Raw genomic sequence first — 13,947 nt, forward strand, 5'->3', positions numbered from 1 at the left:
GCAAAAAATTTTATGCCCAAATTCTTTAATAGAATTTATCATAAATTGACGGAGAGACGTTGGAAAAACTTAAGTTATTTCTTCCCCTACGCTGACTTGCAACCTCTTGCTATTATCTGCATTGCCGTGACAGGAACTCTATTAGGAGTGCGGCATTTAGGCTGGTTGCAGCCACTGGAATTAAATGCTTTCGACGTGATGGTGCAGTTGCGTTCTGATGCGGGTGCTGACCCGAGGTTGCTGGTAGTAACAATCACCGATCAGGACATTAATACTATTGAAAAATGGCCAATTTCTGATCGCACTTTAGCAAAAGCGATCGCAGAAATAGCTCGTCTTGAACCCACAGCTATTGGCATAGATATAATTCGCCCGACTCCCTACGAACCGGGAAATGCAGAATTAGCAACTCAACTGAAAAACCCCAAAGTATTTCCCATTACCTTCATCGGCAACTCAGAGTACGATCGAACTCCGCCACCTCCCAATATACAAAAAGAACGGGTAGGATTTAACGATTTAGTCCTAGATCCCGATGGTAGAGTGCGTCGAAATTTGATGTTTGCTGGCGATGGTGAAACTACACATACTTCATTGTCAATGCGGCTAGCTTTTGCATATTTGGATAGCAAAAAAATAGATTCTAAATTGACAGAGAAACAAGAAATTCAGGCTAATAAAACAGTATTTTCAAAATTGCAATCGGACTCAGGAGGTTATCAAAACATTAATGCCCAAGGCTATCAAGTCTTACTCAATTACCGATCTGCTGAAAATATAGCAAAGACAGTGACACTAACTCAAGTTTTGGATCGAAAAGTTGATCCTAAATTGGTGAAGGGTAAAATAGTGCTAATAGGCGTTACAGCCCGAACTGTCAAAGATTTATTCTCCAGCCCTTACAGCGCTACTGCCAGCGGAAACCGCCTGATGCCTGGGGTATTAATTCACGCTACTGCCACCAGCCAAATTCTCAGTGCAGCTTTAGACGGCAAAGGGCTATTTTGGTATTGGGACGAATGGCAAGAAATTCTCTGGATCGCTGTTTGGAGTGCAGTGGGCGGCTGTTTAGCTTGGCGGCTAGAAAAATCCCTGAATTTGATGGGAAGTGCGATCGCAGCTTGCGGTTCATTATTCGGATTCACCTTTTTCCTCTTCATGCAACAGGGGTGGATACCTCTAATGGCGCCTACCCTGGCACTTTTAATCACCGCAGCAGTTGCCGTTACCTATAAGTACGAGCAGTCGAGGCAACAGGAAGGGATTGTGATGAAATTATTAGGACAACAAACTTCACCCGCGATCGCAAATGCCCTGTGGAAAGAGCGCGTCCATCTGCTCGAATCAGGGTTATTGCCAGGGCAAAAAGTTACTGCTACGATCGTCCTCACCGACTTGCAGGGTTTTAGTACAATCTGCGAAAAACTACCGCCAGAAGTAGTAATGAGTTGGTTAAATGAGTATTTATCAGCAATGGCGCAAGAAGTCCAAGAACATCAAGGCGTGATTAATAAATTTACCGGAGATGGAATGCTGGCAGTATTTGGCGTACCCATCCCCCGCACAACTCCCGAAGAAATAGCAGAAGATGCTCGCTGCGCCGTATCTTGCGCTCTAGCCATCAGTTCCCGCTTGCCACAAATGAATCAAAATTGGCTTGATCGGGGTTTGCCGTCCGCAAAAATGCGAGTAGGCATCTTTACAGGGCCTGTGATGGTGGGTAGTCTGGGAGGCTCAACCCGTTTAGAATACGGAGTGATCGGCGACAGCGTAAATATTGCCTCTCGGCTCGAAAGCTGTGAAAAGGATCGGCAAGACGACACTTGCCGGATATTGATTGCAGAAGAAACCTTTCTGCATCTGGCCGACAAATTTGAAGTAGAATCTTGGGGAGCTTTACCATTAAAAGGCAGGGAACAAAAAGTTAATGTCTACCGCGTCTTGGGAGAAGCAAGATCGGGAAAGTAAAAAGAGACAAAATAACTTTAAAAATTCAGGGAACTCCTATGAAAAAAATGACTAATTTTTGGCTAAATTTGCTCGCATTTGGTTCCATATTATTAATAGGAGCATTTAACGCTTGCCAATTTGCAGGTCTGGGACAGCCAATACCAAGGGAGCCGGGCAAGCCAGGCACTGAATCGGGAGGGCCGCGCTTCGGTCCGCCGACTCCAAGCACAGATGGCAAGCCAGGCACTGAATCGGGAGGGCCGCGCTTCATTCAGCCCCGTGAAGATATAGATGAGCGACCCCCCACTCAACCGAGACGCCCTGTGCGCGGTGGCTGTGCGAGCATTAGTCAGCTAGGTCTCACAGCCTTAGTGCCTAAAAATAAGATCGGACGGACTGTTTCCGACTATCCAACATTCTTGTTCTACTTGCCTCAAACAGAGGCGCAATCAGCCGAATTTATCCTACAAGATCCAAGCGGCAAGCCGATTTATAAACAGGATGTCACAATTAGCAATTTATCAGGGGTGATCGGCGTTAGTATCCCCGCTAACCAGAATGTGCCCCCCTTGGAAGTAGGCCAAAGTTACCGTTGGAATTTTACAGTGATTTGCGACTCTCAAGACCGATCGAGCGATCAGATCGAAAGCGGTACTGTACGGCGAGTTGAAATCAGTGCAGATATCCGTCGTCAATTAGATCAGGCAGATCCGCGCCAGAAAACCGTTATTTATGCTGAAAATGGGATTTGGCAAGATGCCCTCAGCACCCTAGCTGCCGCTCGCCGTGCTCAGCCTAATGATACCGCGCTCAAGGCTGATTGGGAAAGCTTGCTGGATTCCGTGACATTGGGCAAAATTGCCAAAGAGCCGATCGTTCAAACTAAGCCAGAGCCCTAAGCTTTACTGCATTTAAATTTAACTTTTTTGGCGACGTTAGAGCAACGAGCCACAAGAGTTTTAATCAAAATAAGTGTACAACTTTTTAACGGGTATCAATAACAGCCAAGATGGCTGTTATACACTAAAAATTCTTTGTTGTGGAACGGCCATCTTGGCTGTTCCCAAAAGGCGGCATCCCCCACAATAATTATTCCAGAAATCTCTGGTGGAACGACCATCTTGGCTGTTCCCAAAAGGTGGCAATAAAGCCCACCCCAAATATGCAGGTTAAATGTGAAACAGCTTATTACTTGTGAATTCCAAAATATCATGCCATTCCTCATCCGAAAGTGCCTGCACTTTCAAATCAATTTCAAAACACCGACAAGCCGTCGCACTCAAAACATCAATTACAGTTGCAATCAAATCATCTCCCCCTTCAGATAGAGGTAATTGCACAGGAATTAATTCCTCCCCAAAAACTTGAGAAAACAATTTAACATCCGGCTGCAAACGCATCGAACCATGCTGCAAAATAGCATCGCCTCTGCGTAATTGCGCGCTACCAATTAACTTGTAGCCATCAGGTGTAACTAAATCCGCACCTGTCGCAGTGCCAAAACAATTCGGATTGTGAATATAACCCCGTCCCCCTTCCCCGTATTGCAAATCCAAACCCATCGCCCTCCAACCCTCAATCAAAAACTCGCAAATAGTCTGATAAGCTTTCAGACGGCTGCTTCCAAATCCCGACGCCACAACTGCATAAGTTAAATCCCCTTGGTGCAGCACGGCGCGCCCGCCGCTGGGCCTCCTCACTAACTCCACAGGCATTCCCTGCCAAGACAAATGCTGCCAAAACTCCGGCCACCTGCGCTGGTGGTAGCCCAAGGAAATCGCCACCGGTTGCCAAGTGTAAAATCGCAGAGTTGGCGGATGTTTGCCCGCTAGATGCTGTTCCAGCAGCCATTGGTCGATCGCCATCTGCACGCTACCAGGCGCCGACAACAGTGGAATTAAACGCCATACAGAATTAGCCATCAGTCTCCCGTCCTGAGTTCGCACTCAATAATTCGCAGAATGTTTTAAAATTAGTAACAGTTTTTTGGGCCTGTCTTCTAAGTTGGTGCAAGTTTCACCGAGCGGTGCTTTAGAAATAAATAGAAAAAATAATCCCAGAACCATGAGCAACAGTGTAATTGTCATTAACGACGAAAAATTTGAAACAGAAGTCCTGAAAGCAGAGCAACCAGTGCTTGCCTATTTTTGGGCTAGTTGGTGCGGGCCTTGCAAACTGATCGCGCCTTCGGTAGACTGGGTGGCGGCCAACTACAGCGATCGGCTGAAAGTGGTTAAAATGGAAATTGACCCCAATCCTAATACTGTCAAGCAGTATAAAGTAGAAGGAGTCCCAGCTCTCAGGCTGTTTAAAAATGCCGAAGTAGTGCTTTCTCACGAGGGAGCTATTACTAAACAAACTTTGGTCGGTTTGCTCGACGCTCACTTATAAAGTTTGGAAACGATTCGGGAGTTTCCAACTCCCAACTTAGAATTATAACAAGCACAAATATTTTTTTTTTCAGACCTCTCTTTTCTCCTCGATATTCCTCTCTGACTCTGCGCCCTCTGCGCTCTGTGCGGTTAGTAAAAAAAATAATTCACAAAGCCCATAAAAATGTAACATAAAAAATAATTTAGCTAATATAAAAATATTCATTAAAATCCCCCAAAAATACAGAAGATATGCAATTTGCTAAACGTTTAGATCCACTGCAATTTAATGTATTTGCCGATATGGATCGGGCAAAAGCTCAAGCTAGAGCAGCGGGGCAAAAGGTGATTGACTTGTCTCTGGGTTCTTCGGATTTGCCTGCGGCTGCTCACATTACAGATGCGATCGCACATTCTCTGTCCGACACCAGCACTCACGGCTATTTGCTATTTAACGGCACAAGAGATTTCCGGGAAGCAGCAGCTATTTGGTACGAGCAAAAATTTGGGATTGCAGTCGATCCAGAAACAGAAGTGCTGCCGTTAATTGGTTCCCAAGAAGGCACGGCGCATATGCCTTTAGCTGTACTCAACCCTGGAGATTTTGCTTTGCTGCTCGATCCGGGCTATCCTTCCCACGCGGGCGGTGTGCATTTAGCCGGCGGTCAAATTTATCCGATGCCGATATTAGCAGAAAATGCGTTTTTGCCCATATTTGAAGATATTCCGGCAGCAGTACTGGCTCAGTCGAAGATGATGGTTTTGAGCTATCCTCACAATCCTACAACTGCGATCGCCCCGGTTGCTTTTTTTGAGAAAGCTGTGGCTTTTTGTCGAGAACATCAGCTTGTTTTAGTTCACGATTTCCCTTATGTGGATTTGGTTTTTGACGATCGCAATTCTGGACTTGAGGCCGCTGGGATCGAGGAAAACCGAAAATTGATGGCGCCGTCAATTTTTCAGGCGGATCGAGATAAGAGTGTGGCGATCGAGTTTTTTACACTATCGAAATCCTACAGTATGGGGGGTTTTCGAGTCGGATATGCGATCGGCAATTCCGAACTAATTGCAGCCCTGCGCCAGGTAAAAGCCGCAGTAGACTTCAACCAATACCGAGGGATTTTGAACGGAGCGATCTCCGCATTAACCGGCCCTCAAGATACCGTCAGAACCAGCGTAGAAACCTTCAGAAAACGGCGGGATGCCTTTGTAAACGCGCTACAGGGCATCGGCTGGCAAGTGCCTGTACCCCCCGCCACCATGTACGTCTGGGCGAAACTGCCGGAACCTTGGGCCCAAGATTCCGTGAAATTTTGCACTCAGCTAGTAGAAACTACAGGAGTCGCAGCTTCCCCTGGTGCCGGTTTCGGGAAATCAGGAGAAGGCTACGTGCGATTTGCCTTAGTCGAGTCGCCAGAAATTTTGGAAGCAGCAGTTAGAAAAATTGCTGAGTTTCTAAATTGAGCGATGTGATATTTGTCAACTTAACCCGAAACACCCTCGTGAGACTTAAGCCCACCAGACTTGAGCTTTCAGGCAGGGGTTAAAACCCCTGCCTGACTGGGGCTTTGACGTTTTTGGACATAGGATGAAGGGCACGGCGTCTAAGTGCTTACCCGTAGCTCAAGATGGATGCAATTGCTAAAATAGTGTGATTTCTACCTAAAGGAATAGATATTGGCACGCAGTATCTGTCACAATCTTTTTTAAGAAATGTTAACGTGAGACATCTTGGGAATTAGCAGTTCCGCTCACCCACTCTAAAAATCCTTGAACTGAATTCTGTCGGGGTAGCGATTGTTCCGTAGCGGCTAGCGCACACCCGAAAAAGACCACACTGCCCAAAATAGCAATCAGCGGAAAAGGCTTACCCAGCCCAAAGTCCCGCTGAAGGCGAGCTAACGGTCTGCTCTCGCGCCTGAGCATCTTTCCCACCGTCAGTTGTTTGAGACTAAAAGGATCGCGCACAAAATGACCGCTCCAGCTAATTACCATATGAGAATGGCAGTGGGGACAAGTGAATAGTCCACTGACCATCCCGACTGGGCCTACGACGCTGGAACGGTTGCATATCGGGCAAGTGACAGAATGAGTGTTATAGGTGGGAGCGTTCATAACTGTTTTTCTTGAGTAAAAAAAACTAACAAGTAATTGGGAGCCTGTGTTAACGCCTAAGGTATAGACCTTGAGAAGCACTTTTCCTTAATTCTTAGTTTACCGCTCCGATCGGGTCAATCGGAGCTCACTGCTTGGGAAAACCTTCAACTTGCCAATCCCGCAACGAGTGCAAGTCTGGAGCACAGGTGAGATTGTACTGCAGCGGAGTAACGGTAATTTTATTGTCGCGAATAGCTTGTACGTCCGTAGGAATATCATGCGGCACTGCCGGATCATGGACTTCTTCTACATCTTCTAACAATTCCCCAGCTAGCCAATAATAAGTTTTGCCGCGCGGATCAGTGCGCTTTTGAAATATGTCGAAATAGCGGCGAATGCCTTGACGGGCGATCGCAACTCCGGTAATTTCTGCTTGTGTCACAGCAGGTATGTTGACATTCAACAGTACCGGTTTCGGCATTGGCTGTTTTTCCAACTGTGCCAGCAAGGTGACAGCGAAATCCACCGCCGGCCCAAATTCCTGCGAAGTAAAGCTGGCGAGGCTAAAAGCAATGCTGGGAATGCCTTCCATAATTCCTTCCATTGCAGCAGAAACCGTACCCGAACAGATGATATCCGTGCCTAAATTGGGCCCGTGGTTGATACCGGAAAGAACAAAATCCGGAGGTTTGTCAAGTAAAGCCCACAAAGCAAGTTTTACGCAGTCGGCGGGAGTGCCCGAACAGGCCCAAGCTTGGACTGCGGGATCAAAAATAGATTCGACAATTTCGGCGCGGATGGGTTGGTGCAGGGTAAGGCCGTGGCCGGTAGCAGAGCGCTCTCTGTCGGGACAAACTACGCTCACGTCGTGGCCAGCGGCGGCGAGAGCGTTGGCGAGGCTACGAATGCCTTGTGCAAAGATGCCGTCGTCGTTGCTAATTAAAAGTTTCATTGAAATTTTTATAGGCCTTATAACAATACTAAACTAGATTCAACTACGGCGATCGCTCTAACATCCCATTACTTATTACGAATTATCCGTAAATACCGAAAATCTAAAATATAAAATCAACAATACTGTCGAGCCAAAATTGCGCTAAACTCAACTTGGCCCAAAACCGCCCTCAATCTAAAATCTAAAATCTAAAATCTAAAATCAAAATGACTGTCCAGCTAAGCGACATTGAAACTCAACTAGAAACCCTCGGTCAAGAGTCCAAAAGTGCGATCGCCACTGCCAATACCCTCGAACAACTCGAACAGTTGCGCGTCGGCTACCTCGGCAAAAAAGGCCAACTCTCTCAAATTTTAGGCATGATGGGCAAACTGTCGCCAGACCAGCGGCCCAAAGTAGGTGCGATCGCCAATACTGTAAAAGAAGCTCTGCAAGCCGATTTAGAAGACAAGCGCGCCGCCCTCCAAACCGCCCAAATTGGAGCCAAATTAGCCTCAGAAACCATTGATGTCACCATGCCGGGGATTTTTCGTCCCCAAGGCCGTATTCACCCCTTAAACGCCGTCATAGACCGCGCTCTCGATATCTTTGTCGGCCTCGGCTATACCGTCGCCAACGGCCCGGAAATAGAAACAGATTATTACAACTTCGAGGCGCTCAACACCCCGCCAGACCACCCAGCGCGGGATATGCAAGATACATTTTACTTGCCAGGCGGCGACTTGCTGCGGACTCAGACATCATCAGTGCAAATTCGCTACATGGAACAGCACAAACCACCGATTCGGATTGTCTCTCCCGGCCGCGTTTACCGCCGCGATACTGTCGATGCTACTCACGCGGCAGTCTTCCACCAGATTGAACTTTTAGCAATTGATGAAGGTCTAACATTTACTGACTTGAAAGGCACAATTAAAGAATTTTTGCGGCAAATGTTCGGGCAAGATTTGCCCATCCGTTTCCGCACGAGTTACTTTCCATTTACGGAACCTTCTGCCGAAGTTGATTTGCAGTGGAACGGCAAATGGCTGGAAGTTTTGGGCTGCGGAACGGTCGATCCTAACGTTCTTAAAGGAGTCGGTTTAGATCCAGAAAAATATACTGGGTTTGCGGCCGGTTTTGGTGTCGAGCGGTTCGCAATGGTACTTTATGAAATCGACGACATTCGCCGGGTTTATGCTAGCGACTTGCGCTTTTTGCGGCAATTTTAAAGCATGGTTTGGGGTCGGTTCTACCAACCCTCTAGAGGTCTTGGTCAATGTACCTCAATCTTTCAGTTTCAAGTAAGTAAGTACAAATAAACATTACTTGGGGAGAGGGCGGGTTCTGCAACGATCGACTCGCCCTTACTGTAGATAAGCCCTAAAACCGCCCCTACAAGCCCCTGCAAGATATTATTGTTTTTTTGCGCTTACCTACTTATTTATTGTCTACTTGCTAAAAACACCCTTGATGCTGTCAACAGCGCTCTCGACAGCATTCTTGGTATTATCTACTGCTTTCTGAGTCCGAGCTGAATCTTCCGATGCTCTTTTCTCAATTGTTGCCGCATCTTTCTTAGCTTTGCGCTCTACGACACTACCATCCTCCGATGCTCGATCGACTTTAGCAGCATTTGTCTTGGCAGTTTCCTTAACCTTCTCTTCTGTATCTCGGATGAAATTCTTGGTTCGTCCAGCATCTTTGCTGGCTTTTTCTTGAACCCCATCGCCCGCATCTGCTGCTGCGATCAAGTTTACAGCAGGAGATGCCATTGCTGCAGTGTTCGAGAAGAACGCACCAGACCACACGAAGGCCATCGCTGACACGCAAAGCACAGTTGTAGCCATCAAGCGTCCTAAAGTCGAAAGCCGTTTCGTAAAAGAATTCAGTTTCATAGAATACAAAAGGAGAAAGGAGATATGACATTCTATTTTTACTCGATCAGAGCGATCGGCGTAACCGTTCTCTAGATAGAGGTTATCCACCGACGAGCGGTTAAAAAAGTTCCCTCTTTTGATAGATTCCAGCCAGGAAAGTCCGTCAATTGTAGATTTGAGACTTGAGATTTGAGATTTGAGATTTGAGATTTGAGATTTGACTCCACAACCGCCATTGGGAATCTTGAACTTGGGTGAGTAGATTGTAAATTGTAGATTTTAGATTAAATATTAAACAAGTGATATCAAATCTGTTAGGAGCGGAATTATTCATATATCTCCGATCTGCATCTGCGTGAATCAGCGTCAATCCCTTGTCATCTGCGGTCCGATAAATTATCTTTTTTTTACCGCAGATGAGGGCAGATAAATACAGATTAACGCAGATGAATGATATCAAATCCGGTTGCACCCTCCATCGGTAATTGTTGATTGTTGACTGGATTTGACTATTCCGATGCAACCGGAATTGATATGACTCCACAGGCGGAACCCACATTCCGCAGGTGCGATCGCCTCGTCCAGTATTTTTCTTTCGATGGGACTTGAGAGAAAAGGCAATGAGTGGAGGAATGTACAAGCGTTACATTAAAAAATCGAGCGTAAATAATTAGGGCTTGCTGAATAAGCGATCGCTTTCCCAATAACAGGAGCGATCGATATATTCAAGCTCAATTTAAGATAAATCTCTCATTCGTTAATTCCCTAAAAGTATAGCAACCGCTTTCGTCGGCATCGGACACCAAGCGTAAGACATTCTCTATTGCATCTGGTAAATAATCAAACTGATCCAGTTTTTTGCGGATGCGACTCTTTAAGCAAGACTCACAATATTGAAGCAAGCAGATTGGATATTACCCATTCCCATACCAGATTGCCAATTACCGATGGCCAATTAATTTTCGGTAGCGGCAGGAGAAGGCGCAGTTTCCGACGATGGCGACACTTCCGGGGCCGGAGATGGCGACACTTCGGCGGCAGGAGAAGGCGCAGCTTCCGGCGATGGCGACACTTCCGGGGCCGGAGAAGGCGCAGCTTCCGGCTGCGGGGACTTTTCACCCGGGTGCGGTTGAGGAGAAGGCGACTGTTCCGCGGCTGGTTTCGGTTCACGCGAGGGCGACGGTTGAGCCCCGGGCTTGGGTGCGGGCGGCGACGGTTTGGCCCCGGGCTGCGGTTTGGTGGAGGGGGCCGGCGGCTTCTCAAACTGCGGTTTCACTTCAGTAGGCGCTGGGGAGGGCGGCTGGGCTGTTGGTCTGGGCGCTGTCGGGGCGGGCGCTGGCTGCTGCTGGCCTGGTGGGTTGGGCCTGGTTGGGGTGAGAGGAATGCCACTGCAAACTTTTTCGTCGTACTTAAACTCGACAGCCAGTTGGTAAAGCTTGTGCGTGCTGGCTGCGGCAAATGTTAGGGAAGGGCTAATAATCGCAATTTTAGCCGCATTATCGAGAATACCGTAACCCGTGGGGACGATCGGCTGAGGCTCTGCCTTGAGCAAGCCTTGAGGGCTGACAACTGCTCCAAAAACTGCTGTTCCTTGGAGTTTTTGCGAGCAAGCGGTTACGGGATAAGGGACATTCACAGGAGTCGGCCCCGTCATTTCCAAGTCAGGATAAGCCTTTTTGAATTTCTCAAACAAAGCAACATAGGTATTTGCAGCCGCAAGCTGTGTCTCTCTGTCGGTGGGTAAGTTTGAACCCGGTTGGCCGGACTGTCCTAGCTGTCGCTGTCCCTCTTCAAATTGTTGCCTCCTGATTCTTTCTTCGGGAGTTTCTGCGATGAGATTCCTTTTATTCGGATCTTTTTGAGTCAATTTTGGTACTCCATCGGGTCCCACATTCCTGCCGGCAATTGGGAATTCCGGGGTAAAGACGGGAGCTCCGTCTGGAAATAGTGGGAGTCCGCCTCTACTGGCTATGAGCTTTTTGAGCGTCTCTGCTTCATCTTCCGAGCCGCCGGGAAGCTGGGGCGCTTCTGGCAGCGATGGTGGCGGTGGCGGGATATTGCGATCGAAATTACCAGGTAAGGGTGGGAAAAGCAAACCGCTGGGAGGTACAGGTGGGACGAAAGTGGGTGTTGGCTGGGAGGGGGCTCTGACTGTTGGGGATGGAGTTTTGGGAGGTGGCGGGGCTGTTGGGGCCGTTAAGGGCGGGAGAGGGGAAGAAGGCAGAGGGGAAAAGAATCCAGGAGGGGGCATTCCCGGCGGCATGGCGGGCAAGTTGATGGTATCAGGTGCGGGAGGCAAGGGCGGGGCTAACTTTGGCGCTGGCCGAAGGGGAACTGGTGCGATCGAAAACGGCGTAAATCGCGTATTAGACGGGCGCGGTGGTATGGTTTGTGGCAGGCGGCCGGCCTCTGCGGGAGTTAGCTCTACTAACCCGACGGAACCGGGGATATTTTTTGAGGAATTTCCACCACCATAAATTATTTTTGAGATCGTCGGGGCACTTACTCCGAGCACTCCGTGAAGGCTGACAGAAGCTAGGGCTGCCCACCAAAAAGGCTGGCGCAGCGGTTCGGAAAGGGTGTTGGCTAGGGAGGAAGAGTCAGTCATGACTATGTGGAATGGGGAATTGGTAATTGGTAATTGAGAATTGATAATTGGGAATTGGAAGTTAATAGTTATTAATTGATATTTTTTTTGAGTGATTTTAAAAGTGGCTGTTGGAGAATTCAAAGGTATAATTTTAGCACGGTCGGTATCGAAATTGCCCGATCGACTTTTAGGGAGATTTCGCGACCCTCACATCAAGCACTCAAGCGTAGAAACCCGGTTTTTGCCTGGTTCCACGCTTGTATAGCAGTCGCCAATAGGGTAAGGACGTTGTTAATTGCTCAAACCATTTTTTTTCTTGCTTAATGCCTTTGGCCGAATCCTATACGCGGTTTATCAGATATTGTTGAGAATGGTCAGCGGGCGTCAGGCGGGCCGGACTGGGGCGAGCTAAAAAACAGACTGCACCGCTGCTATACCGTCTTTTTCCGGGGTCTGAAGCCCAACTAATTCATTAAACACGATCGAGCAAACGGATCGACCGCTGTTTCCAATTCGGTTACACAACCGGATTCATCCGTGGAAGTAATTATCAAATCCAAAATCCAAAATCCCAAATCCAAAATCAATGGATTCACCAGCGATAGCGGTAATTTTTAAAAGGAGCTCCCTCGATGGTGAGCAAGTCAATGGGATAAATTGGAGCGCCGCTTGCCATATATTGAAACATTTCTCGAACTTCCTCTCCCCGCAACGACAACTGGTCTAATTCCTTGAGAGAATACCAGCCAGCGCACAAAGTATGCTCATCGGGCTTACTCTTGGGCGGCGTCTTATCTTGTGGACGAGCCACAAAAATGACTCGGAGGCGCACATTGCCCCTAGGCATTACTGTGTGTTCTACCCTGAGAATTCCCTCAACGATGATGGAAATGCCCGCTTCCTCAAGCGTATTACGCATAGCAGCTTCCAGCAAAGTTTCCCCTTTTTCCACTCGCCCTGCTGGGAGATACCACTGCTGCTCGTGCTTGCGCTCTTGTACCAGTAGAAAACGGTCTTCTAAGTGAACGACAACTAGGGTAAAATACCATGTTTGAATCGGCTCGCGAGCCATAGAAGTAGATATTCCCTAAGCAAAAGGTTTAACGAGCGGCAGATGTTAGTAATCCAAAGGATGCTTCGGCAAGCGTCTTTGAACTTGAAAAACAGATCGTAGCACTCCGGCCGCAAAATCTAAAATCTAAAATTTAAAATCTAAAATTGACAATGCCATTACCAACCGTGATTTTACCAGGATATTTTGCTGCTGCTTCCGACTATCGCGAATTAGAAAAGTCTCTGGTCGATCGAGGTTTCCCAACAGTAACAGTGCCTCTAGGCAAGGGAGATTGGTTGCCGACTTTTGGCGGGCGGTCGATGGTGCCAATTTTGCGACAGCTCGATCGCACGGTCAAACAAATGTTACAGCAATACGGCGTTCCCCAGATCAATCTCGTTGGTCATTCCGCCGGCGGCTGGATTTCTCGCATCTATTTGGGCGAAAAGCCTTACACAATTCACGGCGACGTGCTTGAGGACGCGGGTTTGTGGGAAGCTCACCCATGTGTGAATACTTTAATCACTTTAGGCACGCCGCACGTCTCTCAAGAGCGCTGGACGCGCAAAAATCTAGATTTTGTCAAAATTCACTATCCGGGGGCTTTTCACCCGCAGGTGCGCTACGTGTGCGCTGCTGGGAAGGCTGTTTTTGGCAAGCGCGGTTTTGGGACTTGGCTGGCTTATAAAAGTTATGAGTTGACTGTGGGGAAAGGCGAAACTTGGGGTGATGGAATTACGCCGGTGGAAGCTGCTGTTTTGGACGGGGCCGAAAATTTGGTGTTGGAGGGGGTTTGGCATTCCCCTCGTTCTCCGGGGAAGTGGTACGGTTCGCCGGAGGTTTTGCCGGCTTGGATTGAGTATTTGGGTTAGAAATGAACCACGAAGACGCGAAGGAAGAAGGAGAAGGTTTAAGGGGTAGATTTAGTTATAATTTGATATTAGGAGCGAGTTTAGTGTGGCTAAACTCTCCCCCGCGGTGCTATGTTCACTTAAATTTTTATCGCTAACTCAATAGAGTGAAAAAATATTTTATGTGGCATCATCGGTAAGATTCAGAAGTCACGGCGA

Annotated in this window: 12 protein-coding genes; 6 read left to right on the forward strand and 6 right to left on the reverse strand. The window is 47.8% G+C overall.

All coding sequences use genetic code 11. The annotated features are described in order from the left end of the window. Nucleotides 1-12 precede the first annotated feature (12 nt). A complete protein-coding gene (locus tag QT996_RS16440; protein ID WP_333047774.1) occupies nucleotides 13-1,968 on the forward strand; it encodes an adenylate/guanylate cyclase domain-containing protein in 1,956 nt (651 codons plus the stop codon). Nucleotides 1,969-2,006: 38 nt separating this feature from the next. Further along, the gene (locus QT996_RS16445; protein WP_333047775.1) at nucleotides 2,007-2,849 is read left to right on the forward strand and encodes a DUF928 domain-containing protein; all 843 of its coding nucleotides are present in this window, start codon (nucleotides 2,007-2,009) and stop codon (nucleotides 2,847-2,849) included. Nucleotides 2,850-3,119: 270 nt separating this feature from the next. Here the strand turns inward: QT996_RS16445 and QT996_RS16450 are convergent, their stop codons facing one another. Continuing rightward, complete coding sequence (locus tag QT996_RS16450; RefSeq protein WP_333047776.1) at nucleotides 3,120-3,872, reverse strand: biotin/lipoate A/B protein ligase family protein; 753 nt, start codon at nucleotides 3,870-3,872, stop codon at nucleotides 3,120-3,122. Between the two features lie 142 nt (nucleotides 3,873-4,014). Between QT996_RS16450 and QT996_RS16455 the strand changes: the two genes are divergently transcribed. After that, nucleotides 4,015-4,341 carry a thioredoxin family protein gene (locus QT996_RS16455; protein WP_015177073.1) on the forward strand — a complete coding sequence of 109 codons (327 nt, stop codon included), beginning with the start codon at nucleotides 4,015-4,017 and terminating at the stop codon, nucleotides 4,339-4,341. Between the two features lie 233 nt (nucleotides 4,342-4,574). After that, nucleotides 4,575-5,786 (forward strand): LL-diaminopimelate aminotransferase, encoded by a 1,212-nt coding sequence (locus QT996_RS16460; protein ID WP_333047777.1) that lies wholly within the window; start codon nucleotides 4,575-4,577, stop codon nucleotides 5,784-5,786. Nucleotides 5,787-6,038: 252 nt separating this feature from the next. On the opposite strand, the gene QT996_RS16465 is transcribed toward QT996_RS16460, so the two are convergent. Both QT996_RS16465 and surE read right to left on the reverse strand, forming a co-directional pair. Continuing rightward, nucleotides 6,039-6,437, reverse strand: a complete 399-nt coding sequence (locus QT996_RS16465; RefSeq protein ID WP_333047778.1) for a hypothetical protein — start codon at nucleotides 6,435-6,437, stop codon at nucleotides 6,039-6,041. Between the two features lie 127 nt (nucleotides 6,438-6,564). Continuing rightward, nucleotides 6,565-7,371 (reverse strand): 5'/3'-nucleotidase SurE, encoded by an 807-nt coding sequence (gene surE / locus QT996_RS16470; protein ID WP_333047779.1) that lies wholly within the window; start codon nucleotides 7,369-7,371, stop codon nucleotides 6,565-6,567. 209 nt (nucleotides 7,372-7,580) lie between these two features. Here surE and pheS point away from each other — a divergent pair, with 209 nt between their 5' ends. Beyond that, nucleotides 7,581-8,585 carry a phenylalanine--tRNA ligase subunit alpha gene (gene pheS, locus QT996_RS16475; RefSeq protein WP_333047780.1) on the forward strand — a complete coding sequence of 335 codons (1,005 nt, stop codon included), beginning with the start codon at nucleotides 7,581-7,583 and terminating at the stop codon, nucleotides 8,583-8,585. 219 nt (nucleotides 8,586-8,804) lie between these two features. Here pheS and QT996_RS16480 read toward each other — a convergent pair whose 3' ends face one another. From QT996_RS16480 to QT996_RS16490, 3 genes are all read right to left on the reverse strand, one after another. Then, nucleotides 8,805-9,251 (reverse strand): hypothetical protein, encoded by a 447-nt coding sequence (locus tag QT996_RS16480; RefSeq protein ID WP_333047781.1) that lies wholly within the window; start codon nucleotides 9,249-9,251, stop codon nucleotides 8,805-8,807. A gap of 937 nt (nucleotides 9,252-10,188) precedes the next feature. After that, entirely contained in the window at nucleotides 10,189-11,841 is a 1,653-nt protein-coding gene (locus QT996_RS16485; RefSeq protein ID WP_333047782.1) for a hypothetical protein, read from the reverse strand. Between the two features lie 574 nt (nucleotides 11,842-12,415). Continuing rightward, nucleotides 12,416-12,895 (reverse strand): NUDIX domain-containing protein, encoded by a 480-nt coding sequence (locus QT996_RS16490; RefSeq protein WP_333047784.1) that lies wholly within the window; start codon nucleotides 12,893-12,895, stop codon nucleotides 12,416-12,418. A 152-nt stretch (nucleotides 12,896-13,047) separates the two neighbouring features. On the opposite strand from QT996_RS16490, the gene QT996_RS16495 reads away from it, so the two are divergent. Continuing rightward, nucleotides 13,048-13,749 (forward strand): alpha/beta fold hydrolase, encoded by a 702-nt coding sequence (locus tag QT996_RS16495; RefSeq protein WP_333047785.1) that lies wholly within the window; start codon nucleotides 13,048-13,050, stop codon nucleotides 13,747-13,749. Nucleotides 13,750-13,947 lie beyond the last annotated feature (198 nt).

Source organism: Microcoleus sp. S13C4 (assembly GCF_036700865.1).
In the GTDB taxonomy this organism is placed as follows: domain Bacteria; phylum Cyanobacteriota; class Cyanobacteriia; order Cyanobacteriales; family Microcoleaceae; genus Microcoleus.